The sequence below is a fragment of the Micromonospora sp. NPDC047753 genome (assembly GCF_040642735.1).
GTDB lineage: Bacteria > Actinomycetota > Actinomycetes > Mycobacteriales > Micromonosporaceae > Micromonospora.
This window is the reverse complement of record NZ_JBEYSL010000136.1, coordinates 1-14,299: the sequence shown is the minus strand read 5'-3', so window position 1 is coordinate 14,299 and position 14,299 is coordinate 1. Positions and strand designations below refer to the sequence as shown.

The 14,299-nt window shown below is 73.4% G+C and carries 15 protein-coding genes and 1 pseudogene; all 16 read right to left on the bottom strand.

Features of this window, described 5'->3' with window-relative positions; all coding sequences use genetic code 11:
* Window positions 1-613 (bottom strand): annotated as a pseudogene (locus ABZ749_RS14275) (hypothetical protein); the annotation flags it as partial.
* A gap of 50 nt (window positions 614-663) precedes the next feature.
* Complete coding sequence (locus ABZ749_RS14270) at window positions 664-1,419, bottom strand: hypothetical protein (protein WP_357227526.1); 756 nt, start codon at window positions 1,417-1,419, stop codon at window positions 664-666.
* A 30-nt stretch (window positions 1,420-1,449) separates the two neighbouring features.
* Window positions 1,450-1,911, bottom strand: a complete 462-nt coding sequence (locus ABZ749_RS14265; protein WP_357227523.1) for a hypothetical protein — start codon at window positions 1,909-1,911, stop codon at window positions 1,450-1,452.
* Window positions 1,908-2,837: a hypothetical protein gene (locus tag ABZ749_RS14260; RefSeq protein WP_357227520.1), complete on the bottom strand. Its 930-nt coding sequence runs from the start codon at window positions 2,835-2,837 to the stop codon at window positions 1,908-1,910. The genes ABZ749_RS14265 and ABZ749_RS14260 overlap by 4 nt, the downstream gene beginning before the upstream one ends.
* A complete protein-coding gene (locus ABZ749_RS14255) occupies window positions 2,834-3,349 on the bottom strand; it encodes a phage tail protein (RefSeq protein WP_357227517.1) in 516 nt (171 codons plus the stop codon). The genes ABZ749_RS14260 and ABZ749_RS14255 overlap by 4 nt, the downstream gene beginning before the upstream one ends.
* The gene (locus ABZ749_RS14250; RefSeq protein WP_357227514.1) at window positions 3,330-6,017 is read right to left on the bottom strand and encodes a putative baseplate assembly protein; all 2,688 of its coding nucleotides are present in this window, start codon (window positions 6,015-6,017) and stop codon (window positions 3,330-3,332) included. Before ABZ749_RS14250 ends, ABZ749_RS14255 begins: the two co-directional genes overlap by 20 nt.
* On the bottom strand, window positions 6,014-6,448 hold the full coding sequence (locus ABZ749_RS14245; protein ID WP_357199255.1) for a GPW/gp25 family protein: 435 nt from the start codon (window positions 6,446-6,448) through the stop codon (window positions 6,014-6,016). The genes ABZ749_RS14250 and ABZ749_RS14245 overlap by 4 nt, the downstream gene beginning before the upstream one ends.
* Window positions 6,445-6,783, bottom strand: a complete 339-nt coding sequence (locus ABZ749_RS14240; RefSeq protein ID WP_355007388.1) for a hypothetical protein — start codon at window positions 6,781-6,783, stop codon at window positions 6,445-6,447. Before ABZ749_RS14240 ends, ABZ749_RS14245 begins: the two co-directional genes overlap by 4 nt.
* Window positions 6,783-8,375, bottom strand: coding sequence for a contractile injection system protein, VgrG/Pvc8 family (locus tag ABZ749_RS14235; RefSeq protein WP_357227512.1), 1,593 nt, complete (start codon window positions 8,373-8,375; stop codon window positions 6,783-6,785). The genes ABZ749_RS14240 and ABZ749_RS14235 overlap by 1 nt, the downstream gene beginning before the upstream one ends.
* Window positions 8,372-9,244 (bottom strand): hypothetical protein, encoded by an 873-nt coding sequence (locus tag ABZ749_RS14230; protein WP_357227510.1) that lies wholly within the window; start codon window positions 9,242-9,244, stop codon window positions 8,372-8,374. Before ABZ749_RS14230 ends, ABZ749_RS14235 begins: the two co-directional genes overlap by 4 nt.
* A complete protein-coding gene (locus ABZ749_RS14225) occupies window positions 9,244-10,686 on the bottom strand; it encodes a hypothetical protein (protein WP_357227507.1) in 1,443 nt (480 codons plus the stop codon). Before ABZ749_RS14225 ends, ABZ749_RS14230 begins: the two co-directional genes overlap by 1 nt.
* Window positions 10,661-11,143, bottom strand: coding sequence for a phage tail protein (locus ABZ749_RS14220; protein WP_030327509.1), 483 nt, complete (start codon window positions 11,141-11,143; stop codon window positions 10,661-10,663). The genes ABZ749_RS14225 and ABZ749_RS14220 overlap by 26 nt, the downstream gene beginning before the upstream one ends.
* A 1-nt stretch (window position 11,144) precedes the next feature.
* A complete protein-coding gene (locus ABZ749_RS14215) occupies window positions 11,145-12,395 on the bottom strand; it encodes a phage tail sheath subtilisin-like domain-containing protein (protein WP_357199243.1) in 1,251 nt (416 codons plus the stop codon).
* 23 nt (window positions 12,396-12,418) lie between these two features.
* A complete protein-coding gene (locus ABZ749_RS14210; RefSeq protein WP_357227504.1) occupies window positions 12,419-13,117 on the bottom strand; it encodes a carboxypeptidase regulatory-like domain-containing protein in 699 nt (232 codons plus the stop codon).
* Entirely contained in the window at window positions 13,114-13,722 is a 609-nt protein-coding gene (locus ABZ749_RS14205) for a glycine zipper family protein (protein ID WP_355007394.1), read from the bottom strand. Before ABZ749_RS14205 ends, ABZ749_RS14210 begins: the two co-directional genes overlap by 4 nt.
* Window positions 13,723-13,733: 11 nt before the next feature.
* Window positions 13,734-14,069 carry a hypothetical protein gene (locus ABZ749_RS14200; RefSeq protein WP_355007395.1) on the bottom strand — a complete coding sequence of 112 codons (336 nt, stop codon included), beginning with the start codon at window positions 14,067-14,069 and terminating at the stop codon, window positions 13,734-13,736.
* Window positions 14,070-14,299: the final 230 nt, after the last annotated feature.

The following is a 14,299-nucleotide window of genomic DNA, read 5'->3' as shown; positions in this document are numbered from 1 at the left end:
GGTGTCCGGGTCGACCTGGGGCACCACCAGCGCGGTGTCGATCCGGTAGAACCCGAAGTTCGGGGTGACGTACGGCGCGAGCTGCGTCAGTGCACAGCGCCAGCAGGGGAACGATCGACAGCAGGGCCAGCCGGGGCCCGGTCGGGAGGGTGTGCAGCCAGGCCAGGTAGGGGCGGCTGGCCCGGCACCCGGGGTACGGCACGCACTGCCAGCCGACCAGGTCGAGTGTGACGCCCACCGCCGCCAGCACGAACGTGGCCGTGAGGGTGCCGGCGAGCACCCGGCACAGCAGGCCGAGCAGCCCCCACCTGTCGTGCCCCGCCGGCCGGAGCCAGATCGCCAGGTTGCTCAACATGAAGGGCAGCAGCAGCAACATCGAGGCCGTCCGTACCGCCGCGCCGGCGGTCAGCGAACCCCAGCGGTACGCCTCGACGGCAACCCCGTCGGTGGCTCCGCCGGCGGTGCCGCTGCCAGGCCGGGGCCGGAAGAAGCCCGCATGCGTGTTCCCGGCGACCCGGGTCACGATCGGGTGGTCGAGGATCCGCTCGGCGGTGACGCCGGAGATGCCGTGCACGCGCAGCTCCACGGCGTCGCGGCCCGGCGTCTCGTCCACGCCGTCAGGGTCACAGACAATCGACCCAGGCGCTGCCGATACCGCAAAGGTCAACGGCTCGGAAGGGCGGCCGTTACCCGGATGGCCTTGACGATCGCCGGGATGGAGCCGATCAACAGCACCAGGCCCCAGATGATCGCGATGATCGCGAAGACCAGCGCCGCCACGTCGTCGACGATGCTGACCAGGATCACCGGCACCAGGTTGTGCAGGAACTCCAGCACGACAGTGCACAGCAGGGTGGTGAGGATCAGCAGGACGAGGCCCTTGTTCTGCAGGAAACGCGGTTGGGCCAGCACCAGCATCCCGGCCCACACCAGCTTGAGCAGCAGCACCAGCCCGAGCAGCACCGCCGCCTCACCGACCGGGAAGAACCCCCACAGCGCCAGGTAGGCCAGGGTGCCGAACGGGACGGCCAGGAACAGCGACACCATGATCATCAGCTCGACGAACGCGACGACCAGCGCGACCAACCCGACGATGATCAGGATGATCGAGAAGATCAGGCTGGCGACGCCCTGCACCCGACCCTGGACGCGCTCGGGCAGCAGCAGCCCCAGGCAGAACAGCCCGGTGCTCCAGACCGCCACCGCGTCGATCAGCGCCAGGTAGCCGGTGCCCCGACCGGACGGTTCGCTGACCCCGGACACGTCGTCGAGCTCCACGTCCAGCGCGCCGGCGCTGTCGGCGAGGGCCGCGCCGGCGTCGGCGCCGCCGAGCAGCAGCCCAGCGCCGAGCTCCACCCCGATCGCCAGGACGATGGCGAGCATGGCCATCAGCAGGAACGGCTTGCGCAGGTCACCCACGGCGGCACCTTCCTCTCGGTCCCTGTCGACTCAGGACGTGGCCACGACGACCGTGCAGCCGCCCAGGCCGGGGCAGACCAGGCCCACCTCGGTGGCCTGGTCGACGGCGATCTTCGCCACCGCGCCGGTGCCGTCCGCGGCCGGCTCGACCTCGTCGCGGATGGTGAGGTCGGCGTCGCCGGGCGCCGGGGCGACGACCGTGAACCGTGCCGCGCTGCGCAGCACAAGGGTGCGCAGCCCGCCGGGGTCCGCCACCCGCACCACGCAACTGCCGGAGAACGCCAGTCGGCCCGTCTCGTCGGCGCAGTCGGCGCTGACCGTCAGCGGATCCACGGCGGAACGCTCGCCGCCGAGCGCGCCCAACCGGTCGACGAACCCGTGCCGGGCCCCCGGATCACCCCGGTCGTCGCGGCCCGTCCCGACCGCTACCACGAACAGCGCCACCAGCAGGACGGCGAACAGCCCCAGCAGCGCCTTCTGCCGTCCACTCATCGCGCCACGGCCTGCGCCACGATCTCAGTGAACCGGATCTCGTCGACGCCCGCGAAGTAGCGGTTCGTGCCCTGCGTCTTGCCGACCACCAGGAGCGTGACCTGGTGAGGGCCCTTGGTGAGTTGGACCGTGCCGACGTCCAGGAACTCCGTCTTCCGCACCGTCGGGGTGAAGCCGAGGAACGTCCCGCCGACCTGGCGGCCGTCGATGACGAAGACGGTGTTGGCGTAGTCGAGGGAGGTCGTACGTACGGTGGCGAAACGCCAGGTGCCGTCGGCCGGGATCTGCACCGTCACGGTGACCTTGTCGCCGATGGCCAACCCCTGGAAGAACAACTGCTTGTCGCCGGACCAGGTCACCCCGCAGCAGTTGGTTTGCGCCTCCACCTTCGCGGCGCTCTTCTTCGGAGACTCCACCAGCGCGCCCTCCACCAGGCTCTCCGCCTCGACGGTGACCACCCGCGGCTCGCCGGGGGTCGGCTCGCCGTCGCGGGTCAGCAACACCACCCCCACGGCGACCACCACCAGCACCAACGCCGCCGCGGCGGCGATCCACAACCACGGGGTACGCCGTGGCGGCGCGACCGCCCGCACCTCGTACGTGACCCGGCCGCTGGATCGGGAACTCTCCTCCGGCGCGGTGTTGGCCGAGTACGCGAACCCGGTCATGTCGTAGCGCCGGGGCGCGGTGCCAGCCGGCACCGCGAGCTTGACCAGGAACGACACCGAGCCCTGCCCGGGTACCACGCGTTGGGGTTCGGCGACGGTGAACCAGGCCCGCTGCGAGCCGTCACCGGGTGCCACGTCGAACACCACGGTGTCCGGCGCGTTGCCCGGGTTGGAGACGGTGAAGGTCAGCTCGCCGCTGTTGCGCGGGTCGAGGGTGAACTGCTCGGCGGCGGCGACGACCGCCCACTCGGTGGTCATGACGACTCCTCTTCCAGGACGATCTCGACAGTGGCCGAGGCAGGTTTCTCCGCCTCGACGATGCGGGTGATCACGGCGAGCTGACCGGCGGCGGCGACCGGCACCCGCACCACGACGTGGAAGGCCCGCTCGGGAGGCTCGTCGATGGCGAAGCCCGACATCCCGGTGGCCAACTCCAGGGCCCGGCGAATCCCGTACGGGGTGCCGCGCCAGCGGGCCAGCAGGGCGGCGTTGGCCACCAGGTCGCGCAGCCGACCCACCGGCAGCGGCAGCGGGGTGTCCGGCCGGGGCGAGGCCACCACGTGATCCATCGCCACCCAGCGGGTCAACCGCACGACCAGCCCGTCCGGCGCCCGGTACGGGTCGAACAGCGCGTCCACCTCGGCGAGGATCGCCTCGTCCGGGGCGTGCAGCCCTTCCATCACGTCCAGCAGCGCCCAGAGCACGCTGCCGGGCACGCAGGCCCGCTGGTAGGCGGCGGGCAGCAGCCGTTCAATCGCCGAACGTCGCATCCTGGCGCACCACCTCGATGTCGTGCTCGCCGGAGCAGAGCAGCCAGGTATCGGGGACGGTCACCACGTCGGCGGTGGCCTGGTTGGCGCTGGGCGTCCAGGTGACGGCGTCGGCGCTGCGGTGTACGCCGCGTTCGCCGCTGGCCAGGATCAGCCGCTCCGCCGTGCCGGTGCCGCCGGGCGTCGCGCCGCCGGCCGCTGCGCCGCCGGCTGTCGGGCCGCTCACCGCGATGGCGTCGACCGGCACGAACCGGGTCCGGTCCCGCAACGGCAACCCGCAGTTGACCGACACCGCCTGCCACTGCGGCTGGGCGGCGAGGGTGTCCAGCCGCAGCACCCCACCGCTCTGCGTGGCCGCCACCGCCTGCTGACCGACGAACGCGAGGTCCCGGCAGGTGCCGCCGATCCACCCGCTCTGCATCGACTGCCACTTCACATCCGACTCGAACAGCCGGGTGCGGTGGCAGCCCTGCCCGGGCTTCTTCGGATCCGGCTCACCCGCGCCGCTCCAGAGCAGGGTGGCCGGGCCGTCGTACTGCACGGCGAGGACCCGGTTGTCCACGTTGGCCAGGCCGACGTGGGTGAAACTGCCGGGTCGGCCGCCGGTTGTCGACAGGTACACCCCGAAGCTGGCCTGCGCCGCCACCGCCACCCCCGGCGCACCACGCTCGGACACGAACGTGCGGACCGCGTAGAAGCCCCGGTCGGCGTCGGACGGGTCGACCAGGATCTGCAACGGCACCGCCCCGGGCAGCAGCGACACCTCGTACAGGCCGGTGTCGGTGGCCACCAGCAGCGCGCCCGCGCCGTCGCGGTCCAGCCAGGCCACGTCGGAGATCCGCGAGTCCAGGTCGGTGAGCAGCGACCACGTCTCGCCCAGGTCGGTGCTCAGGTGCACCCGGGAGCCGCCCGAGGCGCGCAGCGTCACCACGGCCACCGAGCCGGGACGAGCGACGATGCCCGGCCGTACCGGCGCGGGCGCGGGCGCCACCCGCAGCACCGTCTCGTCGTCGAAGCGACCGGCCGGTTCCCAACCCGCGCCGCCGTTGCTGGAGCGGAACAGCACCGGGCCGCGCCCGGCGTACCAGGTGCGCGGCTGGTACTGGTCCACGGCGAGGGCGCGGACGTCGGCGTCGGGGGCCTCGTCGACCACGAACCGCACCGACTCGACGTAGCGCACCCCCGGCTCGGCGTGCTCCAGCAGCCGGTACACGTTGGACGCCCGCAGTGGCTCGCCGAACGGCCAGCCGGTCGGGTTGAGCGCGGTGGGCAGCGGACTCAACGTCTGGTGCAGCCGGTCGTGGATGCGGCGACGGACCGCGTCCACGTCCTCCTCCCGGCGGACCACCACCCGGGCCCGCACGGACACCGCCTTGAACCGTGCCCAGGTGGCCCGGGAGCGAATGCCGACCATCCGGCGTTCCTCCAGGTCCGACTCGACCCGGTGGCGCGCCTCGGGCACCTCGTGCTCGCGCAGCACCGCCACCGGCAGCCGCCCGCCCGGTCGGGCCGCCTCCGGCACGTACGGCACCAGCACCACCTCGACCTCGCCCGGCCGGGCGAAGCTGTACACCGCCGCGCGGGTGAACGCCCGCGCCCGCGCCACCGCGCCGGAGCTGGTCGCGAGGACCTCGAAGTCGCGGGCGGTGACCGCCCGTTGCTGGGCGAAGAACTCGTACGGGCCGCGCAGGAGCACCGACTCCAGTGCCTCCATCTCCCGGCCGCCGGCCGCTGGCGTGGGGTTGTCCACGCGTACCCCGGGTAGGGGGTCGCGCAGGCTGGTCAGCGTGCCCGCCGCCACGTTGCCGGTCGGCCCGCCACCGGCGCGGTACCAGAGCCGGATCTGCCGTCCGGCCGGTGGCACCGCCGCGACGGTCACCGGCGGCGCGGTGCTCGTCGGTGCGGCCGCGTCGGCGGTGGCCTCGCCGTGCGGGATCGTCAGGGCGGGTGGTCGCAGGTCGAGGGCCGGGGCGAAGATGACAGTGCCGGAGCACCGGTCGACCAGGTACGCCTTGGCCTGCGGACCGAGCCCGGCGAAGCTGTCGACCGGCTGCCAGATCTCGAACGTGCGGCCGTCGTGCTCGCGGGCCGCCGCGCCCAGCTCGACGGTGCCGGCCGCCACCTCCACCCCGAGCAGCAGGTCCAGCGCCTCGGCGGTGCGTGTCAGCGGCGCGTGGGTCGCGCGCAGCACCTGCCCCGGCTGGCCGGTGCCCACCCCGAGCAGCTCCGCCTCGACCGGTTCGCAGTGGTGCATCCGTACCGTCACCGACGTCTCGTTGGCGGGCAGCAGCGTCGGCTCGGTGGTGACGAACACGACCGGCCGGGGGTCCGCGCCCCGAGCCGCGGCGACCCGCAGCCCGGCCGGGATCCGGACCGCACCGCGGTCGGTGCCGGTACGGGTGAACCGGACGTCCGCCCAGGCCGCTGTCGGCGCGTGGCGGGTGACCCCGAGCAGGTTCAGAAACGAGACGTACGCCTTCTCCGGCAACTGGTTCAACCGGTAGATCATCACCTCGGTGAGGTGTGCGAACGTCTCCACCAGCGCCATGCCGGGGTCGTGCGCCGACAGGTCGGTCCACGCCGGGCAGGACTGCCGGATCCGTTCCCGGGCCTCGGTGACCAGGTCGAGGAAACCGCGATCGTCCAGGTGCGGCACGGGCAGCGTCATGACGCTCCTCCCTCAGCGGGCTCGTCGACGGGGAGCAGATCCACGGAGAAGACCAGTTGTCCGGGTGTCAGGCTGGCCCGCACCCGGTAGTCCAACCGGATCACCAGGCGCCACGCGTCGTCGGGGTCCGGCCCGGCGTCCACGTCGATCACCTCGACCCGGGGCTCCCACCGGGCGATGGCCTGCCGGACGTAGTGAATCGCCAGACCGGCGGTGGTGTCGTCGTTGGGCGCGAAGACCAACCGGTGCAGCCGGGAGCCGTACCCGGGTCGCATCAGCCGCTCGCCCGGCGTGGTCGACAGGAGCAGGAACAGCGCCTGCCGTACGCTCTCGTCGCCATCGGTCATCGCCAGGCCGCCGGCCGCGGTGAGCGCCAACCCGCCGGTCCGGCCGGCGTCGAAGCCGGCGCCGACGAAGCGGAACGCCCTCATCGGTCCGCCCCCAGAAACTGCTGGCGGGGGTCGCGCACCGTGTGCTTGACCAGCCCCGGTGGTGTGCCGTTGGTGAACCCCTCCAGGTGCGACAGCACCACCCGGTGCCCGTCGACGCGAACCCAGTCGCTGTAACCGACGCGCACGGTGAGTGTCGTGGTGCACGGCTTGATGGTCGGGCCGTAGTTCGGGCAGGCGACTATCTTGCGTCCCTCCGGGTCGTCGTCGACGAGCACGGGCACACCGGTGACGGTCACCCACTCCCGCGAGGGTCGGTTCTCGACCCGGCCGTCGTGATCGCAGGTGATCACGGAGTCCCGGTGGATCCAGCGCATCAGCCGCCTCCTTCGTGGTGGGCGCGGGCAAGCGTTCGGGCCTGCTCCGCCGCGGTGGTCGGGTCCTCGGTCGAGGCGGCGTGCAGGAAGTCCACGCTGCGGGCGCGCACCACGATGGCCCGGCCGGGCGCGGAGATCACCAGGTCGGACGCCGCGTGCAGGGTGGCCAGGTCGGGGGTCAGCTCCAGGAAGCTGCCGCCCTCGGTGCCCAGCCGCAGGCTGCGCCGTACGTCGTCGACGACGATCGACTGGCCGCCGGAGGTGCGCATCGTCCATCGGCGGGCCTTTCCGTCGTCGATGCCCGCGTCGTACGGCTCGACCGCGCCGAACAGTGAGCCGAGCACGATGCCCGAGGCCGGCTCGCCGCCGGGCAGCACCACGAGCACCGTGTCGCCCGGATCGGGGAGCGCCACCAGGCCCTTGCCCGGCCCGGCCCCGGGGCAGAGCACGGCCAGCCAGCCGGCGTCCAGGTCCCCGTACGCCGGAAGGGTCAACCGGACCCGGCCCAGCCCGTCCGGGTCGGCGACGTCCGTGACGCTGCCGAGGGTGACCACCGCGCCGCCGGTCGGGGTCGCCGGGGTGGCCGGCGGCACAGTGGAGAACCGGGTCAGGTGCCCGTTGCCGTCCACCGTGTGCACCACCTCGGTCAGCACGTACGTCCCGGCGACCGGGTCGGGCACCCCGCCGAGGTCGACGCGGCGGCCCGGGCGTAGCGCCGGGTCGCCCTCGGCCACCCCCTCGGCCGTTGCCAGCGCCGCGGCGCGGCTGTCGAGTCGGGCCTGGGCCAGCGCCGCCAACTCGTCGTCGCTGCGGCCGGGCTGGTCCACTGCGGTGCGAACGCCGTCGGCGCCCACGTCGGCCGGGTCCGGGCGGTCGTCGGCGGGTCGGCCGCAGCGCGCCTCGTCGACCTGCTGGCTGATCACCTCGGCCCGCTGTGGGTGCCAGCCCAGGGCCGCACTGGCACCGCTGGCCTGGTCGGTGTTCAGGGAAACCCGGAGGCTGTGCACCCCCGCGCCGAGCGTCAACGTGACCGGCTCCCCGTAGCCGGCGAGGGTGACCAGCCGGACACCGTCACCGTCGGCGGCCAGGTGCAGCCCGGCCCGGCCGGCCACCTCGCGCAGCAGCTCCAGGTCGCTGTGCCGGTGCTGGAGCAGCCGCTCCAACCGAGGGCCGTCGACCTCGGCGGTCACCGCCAGCCCCACCGCGCCGCACAACTCCTGCGCCAGCTCGACGGCGGTCACCGAGGTGAAGACCCGCAAGCCCTGCCGCTTGCGCAGCCGGTGCAGTGGGTCGTACGCCCGCAACCGCAGCACCGCCGCCCCGTCGGCGGCGAACTCCACCTCCACGCAGGTGACCTCACCGGTGAACAGGGCGTCCGCGTGGTCGGCGAGCCGGACGTCGAGCGCCGTGCCGGGGCGTACCGGTGGGTCGAACGCGCCGGTCCCGGCGGTGGTGGCGAGCACCAGCTCGGCCTGGGTGGGCTGGTTGAGCCGGGCCGCCACCCGCACCGAACGGACCCGCTGACGAGCCGCGCCGACCAGCTCGACGCCGTCCAGCAGGACGACCAACGCCCGGGGTGCGAGGCTGGTCACGGCGTACCCCCGGGACTGCCGGACGCGCTCGGGGCGGCGGCGGCCGGGTCGGTCGGCGCGTTCCACGGCGCGTTGGCGATCGAGGCGCCCAGGTACGACGCTCCCGCGCCCACCACACCCGCCACCGCCCGCGCCAAACCGGTCACCGGAGCGGTGCCGGCGCTCGGTGGCACGGCGAGGGTGGTGCCGGCCGGCACGGCCAGGGGGTCAGTGATCCGGTTGTGTTCGGCCAGCAGCCGCCAGCGCAGCGGCGAGCCCAGCGCGTCGTTGGCCAGCAGGTCGAAACGCACGCCGGAGCGACCCGGTTCGGCCGCGCCGTCACCGGCGGCGATCACCGCGCTGCCCGGCGCGGCGGTCGGGGTGCTCGCGGCGGCCAGCTCCTCGGCGAAGCCGGCCTCGGCCTGATCGGCCGTCTCGGCGGCGCGGACAAGCTTCAGCCGCAGCCAGGACCGCCGCGGCGACCCGGTGCCGGTGAACGCGTCGAATCGTTCCGCCACCGCGACGATCACACCTGGCACGTTCCAGGTCTTGCCCCAGACCAACCGGACCAACGGCGGTCGTAGCCAGCCATGTTCGGCAGTGGAATTCTCCGCCAACATCCACAGCGGACGGGTGAGCACCCGTACGTCGGCCGGACGCAGTTGCGCCTCCACGAAGTCGACGTCGAAGAGCAGGTCGAGCACCAGCTCGGTACGGCCACCACCGGTGAAGACCAGCGGGTCGTCGGCCAGACCGGCCCCGGTGAGCTGCCCGCCGCCGGCACCCCGCTGCCGTACGCCGGCGAGCCGGGTCACCTGCACGGTCTCCGGGTTGAGCAGGCAGTCCACCCGAACGCCGGAGGAGTCGATGAGGAAGGCGACGCGTTCCATCAGTCACCCGCCTGTTCCCGGTCCAGTCGGGTCAGCTGGGCGGCGTCCAGCGCCGCCCCGGCGACCGACCACAGCGCGGAGTCGTCGGGCAGTGCCGGCCACGGGTCGGCGCTCCGGGCCGCCGCGCCGGGCGGCGGCCCGTCGATGCCCGTCGGTCGTCCGCCGCCGGCCGCGGCCGTCCCTGCGTCGCGCCGTGCGGCCGGGTGCCCGGGTGGCGCCGGTTCACCGGGCAGGGCCAGCCACGGTCCACCGTCCGCCAGGCGATCCAGGTCACCGCGCGCAGAGGCCAACGGGTTCCCGGCGCTCGTCGCCGTCCACCCGTTCCAGGATGCGTCGACCCCTCCCCGGATCGGCCCGTTCCCGTCGCTGCCCCGCACAGCCGCCGAGTCCCCTCGAGACGTCCAGGCCGCGTCCTGCGCATCACCACGCGGGTGCCCGTTCCGGTCCTCCCTGGGCCAGCGCTGACCGTCCGGGTGGCCCCCGAACCCGTCGCGGTCACCCGGGAGCCGGTCGGTGGTGCGTCGCGCGGTGGAACGCCGGTGGTCGACCTCGCCGGACCGCCGTGCGTCCAGGCGCGGGTGTGAGATGGTTCGGGTGGCCTCAGCCCGGTGCGAGCGGTCGCTCGGCGAACCGTGCGGCCCGAAGACCATGGAACGGACCGGCGGTAGGGGTCCGTCCGCCCTGGGCAGCCCGCTCGCGTCGAGGGCCGTGCTGTCGACGGTCGCGGCATCGTGGGCCGTGGTGTCGTGGGTCGTGGCGTCGAAGGCTGTGGTGTCGACCCGGGTCGTCCGCCGTACCGGAGGCACCGCCGCGCCCGGTTCCGCCGGCCAGGTCGATCCGGTTGGCGGGGTCGACGCGTCCGGCCAGGTGGATCCCGCCGGCGGGGTGGTCAGGTCCCAGTTGGACGAGGGCGTTCCGTCGCCGGGCGGGCCGGCAGCACCGGTCCGCGTACCGTCGGGCTGGTCACCGGCTCGCGACGGACGGCCCGCCCTGCCGGTTCGGCCCTCGGCACGCGACCTGGTCGGCCCGTTGTCCCCGCGCGCACCGGGACCGCCCACACCCCCCTCGTTGCCGAGCCCGCCGAGCCTGCCGGACCCGCCGGACCCGCTGAGCCCGCCGGACCTGGCGTTCGCGACCGGGTCCGCACCGTCGGCCTCGATTCGACCGGTCGGTTCGCCCTGTCCGCCGTCCCGGACCCCGGCGTTGCCGGCCGGGGACGGGTCGAGGTCCAGGTCGTGCAGCAGCCCGGGCGCGTGGGCGGCGACCAGGTCAAGCCAGTGCCGCGGCGGTTCTCCGAAACGGCGTCGGGCCGCCTCGGGCGTCTGCGACGGGGGCGGAAGGTGGCCGGCGGGCTCGACCCGCCCGGCGAGGCGCTGCACCGCTACGGCCGCCGAGCGGAGTCGGCCGGCCAGCCAGCTACGCGGGCGTCGGCGCGGTGGCACCGCCGGTCTCCAGCTCCAGGCCCTCGTAGCGCAGGGTCAGCGAGGCGATGGCGATCTCGTGGCTGAGGGTGTTGAGGTGTGCCCCGCGCCACCGGGTCGGCCAGGCGTCGATCAGGTTCCAGCGCAGCACCTCGGCCGTCCCGACCGAGTCGAGCAGCACCACGGAGACGTTGCGCCGGTTGAGGGTGCCCTGGGCGGTGGCGTTCACCCAGTCCCACAACTCGCGGGAGGCGGTGAGGCCGAAGTGCAGCGTCACCGGCTCGTACTCGGCCTGGCCGGGCACCATCCGCATCCGACCCAGGCCGTGCTCCCGGTACGGCTGCCCGGGGATGTTCACCTCCAACCCGGTCATCTCGGTGAAGTGGCCGTTGGTGACGCCGTTGATGAGCAGTCGGAAGTTGTACGCCCGGTACGGGTCGACCGGGGCCCCGGGTTGCGGGGTGGCGGTGGTGGGCATGTCAGCCTCCGATCGTCTCGGTCTCGGTACCGCCGGCCCACTGGCTCAGCTTGAACACCACGAACTCGGCGGGCTTGACGACCGCGATGCCGATGTGGGCGATCACCATGCCCGCGTCGCGGACGTCCGGCGGGTTGGTCTCCTCGTCGCACTTGACGAAGAACGCCTCCTCCGGGCTGCGCCCCAGCAGCGCGCCGTCGCGCCACACCCGGGTGAGGAACGCCCCGATGTCGCGCCGGATCGAACGCCAGAGGGTGAAGTCGTTGGGCTCGAACACCATCCACCGGGTGCCGTTGGCGATGGCCTGCTCGATGGCGATGCTGAGGCGTCGGACGTTGAGGTAGCGCCACTCGCTGGCCTCGGCGGCGAGCGTACGGGCGCCCCAGACGCGGATGCCCTCGCCGGCGAAGTAGCGGATCACGTTGACACCCTTGGGGTTGAGCACGTCGTGTTCCGGTCGGGTGACCAGGTAGCCCAGGTCGACGGCGCCGCGCACCGGCTCGTTGGCCGGCGCCTTGTGCACCCCGCGCAGGGCGTCGGTGCGGGCCCAGATGCCGGCCAGGTGCCCGCTCGGCGGGGTGAGTTCCAACTCGCCGCTGATCGGGTCGCGCACCCGCAGCCAGGGGTAGTAGAACGCGCCGAACTCGGACTGGCGCGGCCGGTAGGCGGCCCCCTCGTGGCCGCCGGAGCCGCCCGGCTGGGCCGCGCCGCCGCCGGGACCGCCGCCCGTACCCTCGGCGGGCTTGGGGGGTTTGCCGGAGGACGGCGTGGCCACCCGGGTCAACGCGGAGATGTCGTCGATGTCCGGCGCCGGGTCGCAGATCGCGACCATGGTGCGGGTGCGCTCGGCCATGCTGAGCAGGGCCTCGTGCGACACCACGTCGTGGAAGCCGGGCGCGGCGATGATCGAGATCTCGTCGACGGCCTCCAGCAGTTGCAGACCCCCGCGCCGCTGCCCGGAGCCGGTGATCGCGCCACCCTCGCCGACGTTGACCACCCAGCAGCGGGCGCCCCCGTTGTCCAGGAAGCCGAAGACCGCCCGTGCCAACGGGGTGCTCTCCACCCGCTCCCCACTGGCGAAGAGCCGCAGGAACTCCGTCCAGTTGTTGACCGGCACCGCCTTGCCCAGGTGGGCGGAGCGGTCCGGGGCGACGCCGACGAAAGCGGCGATGCTGGTGCTCGCCGGCCCGATCGGTCGGGCGCCGCTGGGGACCTCCTCGACATAGATGCCGGGGGAGAAGTAACTGGGCATCGGTCCTCCTGTGCCTGTGGGTGTCAGTGGGTCGGTGGCGCGCAGACGATGACGATGTCGTCCTCGGCCGGGTCGACGTCGGCGGTGAGGACGAGCCCGCGTCCGCTCAGCCGCAGCCGGACCGGGCTCGGGTGCTCGGGGTCGTGCGGGACACCGACGATCAGGAACCGGCCCTCGGTGTCGGTGCGGGTGGCGGAGCCGGTGGCGGGCAGCTCGACCCGCATCGCGGCCAGTGGCTGCTCCTGGGGGCCGACGACCCGCCCACTGAGGCTGCGCACGTCGAGTTGCCGCAACCGCAGCGGTTGCAGCACCGGCGGCGCGGCCGGAGTGGGGTGGTCCACCTGCGCCGCCACGTCGATCAGCAGCGCCGGTCGGGGCGCGGTACCGAACGCCGTCCACAGCGGTGGATCACCGGCCTCCAGTACGACCGGGTAACTGCCGTCGCTGGTCGCGGCGGTGAGCACCCGGTCCAGCCGGGGCAACCCGGCCGGACCGGTGACGCAGAGCAGGTGGCGGACCGTGAACCGGTACGGTTCGCGGACCGCGCCGCTGGAGCGGGTCTGCCGGGCCGGGCGCAGTTCGAGGGGCCAGAGAGTGAGCCCGTCGGCGTCGTCGCACGCGCGGGGCGGGCCGATCGGGACCGGTTCCCCCGCCGCGCTGGTCACCCAGGCGACCAGCTCGGCGGTGGCGCTCTCGATCGGTCCGCGCCCGTGGGTGGTCATCGCGGCGGCGTCCCCTGGATCCGGTACGCGATGGCCTCGTTCCACACGTGCGGGTAGACGCCGATCTCGAAGTACCGGGTGAAGCGGTTGATCGGCGCGTTGGTGTGGTCGTGGTAGAGCAGCCACACCGGCGCGATGGTGAACAGGACGTAGTTGGCCAGGACGAGGGGGATGTAGAGCGGCCCGAGCAGACGACCCTGGAAGATGTGCACGTCCTCGTGCCGCTGGATGCCGGAGCTGGAGCCGGCGCAGACGGTGCCGATGGTGGTGGCGTAGCGGGGCGAGACTCCCTCCACGACGCTGACCCGGCCGCTGTTCAGTGATGTGGGCCGGTCCAGTGAGTGCCCGAAGATCAGGTGCACCGTCAGGTAGATCGCGCCGACGACAGTGTTGAGCAGACTCCAGGTGTGGTCGACGACGAAGAGGAAGATGCCGCGGGCGTCCGAGCCGTACACCCCGGCGGAGGCCACCGACCAGCCGAAGACCGCGCCGACCACCAGGCCCACGACGGCGCCGATCAGCAGCCCGATGGGGCCACCGGCGAGGAAGCCGAGCAGGGCGCCGAAGCCGACGTGAGCGGCTGCGCTGAGAATTCCGAAGACCATGACGGCACCCCTCAGACCCAGGAACGGAAGACTCGGGGCTCACGACCGCTCGCGACCTGGGTCGGCGTCGCCTGTCGGTTGCCGGGCGGGAACTGGTTGACGCCCAGCGCGGCGGAGAAGATGACCAGCGCGTTGAAGAACGCGATGACCCACTTCTCGCCGCCGGCCTCGTCGGCGAACGCCGCTGTCACGTAGGACAGCAGCAACGCGATGGCGATGGCGATCCACTTGCGGAGCTTGTCGCCGCTCGGGCCGATCAGCCCGCCGATGACGTTGGTGGCCAGCAGGGTGGCGGCGCTCGCGCCGGCGATGGTCCCCAGGGCTGCCCAGGTGAAGAGATCGTTCATGACGATCCCCCTTCTGCGATGGTGCGACCGGGATGTGGTGGTGGTGAGGTCCGGTGCCCCTGCGGGGGAGCACCGGGGCCGGTCGCCGTCGTCTCGGGGGCGGCCGGGGCCGGGCGTGGCCGGCCGAGCCGGCCACCAGGTGGATCAGCCAGGCCGCCGTGGCGCTCGCCGGGCCGCTCGGTGACTTCAGCAATCGACAGGGACAGAGCGCCGCGCCGACCAGCAGCGGC

What these genes read in the sequence shown, in the direction of transcription:
- ABZ749_RS14265 (WP_357227523.1), bottom strand. Translation starts at nt 1,911, where the DNA reads ATGAGTGGACGGCAGAAGGCGCTGCTGGGGCTGTTCGCCGTCCTGCTG.
- ABZ749_RS14260 (WP_357227520.1), bottom strand. Translation starts at nt 2,837, where the DNA reads ATGACCACCGAGTGGGCGGTCGTCGCCGCCGCCGAGCAGTTCACCCTC.
- ABZ749_RS14255 (WP_357227517.1), bottom strand. Translation starts at nt 3,349, where the DNA reads ATGCGACGTTCGGCGATTGAACGGCTGCTGCCCGCCGCCTACCAGCGG.
- ABZ749_RS14250 (WP_357227514.1), bottom strand. Translation starts at nt 6,017, where the DNA reads ATGACGCTGCCCGTGCCGCACCTGGACGATCGCGGTTTCCTCGACCTG.
- ABZ749_RS14245 (WP_357199255.1), bottom strand. Translation starts at nt 6,448, where the DNA reads ATGAGGGCGTTCCGCTTCGTCGGCGCCGGCTTCGACGCCGGCCGGACC.
- ABZ749_RS14240 (WP_355007388.1), bottom strand. Translation starts at nt 6,783, where the DNA reads ATGCGCTGGATCCACCGGGACTCCGTGATCACCTGCGATCACGACGGC.
- ABZ749_RS14230 (WP_357227510.1), bottom strand. Translation starts at nt 9,244, where the DNA reads ATGGAACGCGTCGCCTTCCTCATCGACTCCTCCGGCGTTCGGGTGGAC.
- ABZ749_RS14220 (WP_030327509.1), bottom strand. Translation starts at nt 11,143, where the DNA reads ATGCCCACCACCGCCACCCCGCAACCCGGGGCCCCGGTCGACCCGTAC.
- ABZ749_RS14215 (WP_357199243.1), bottom strand. Translation starts at nt 12,395, where the DNA reads ATGCCCAGTTACTTCTCCCCCGGCATCTATGTCGAGGAGGTCCCCAGC.
- ABZ749_RS14210 (WP_357227504.1), bottom strand. Translation starts at nt 13,117, where the DNA reads ATGACCACCCACGGGCGCGGACCGATCGAGAGCGCCACCGCCGAGCTG.
- ABZ749_RS14205 (WP_355007394.1), bottom strand. Translation starts at nt 13,722, where the DNA reads ATGGTCTTCGGAATTCTCAGCGCAGCCGCTCACGTCGGCTTCGGCGCC.
- ABZ749_RS14200 (WP_355007395.1), bottom strand. Translation starts at nt 14,069, where the DNA reads ATGAACGATCTCTTCACCTGGGCAGCCCTGGGGACCATCGCCGGCGCG.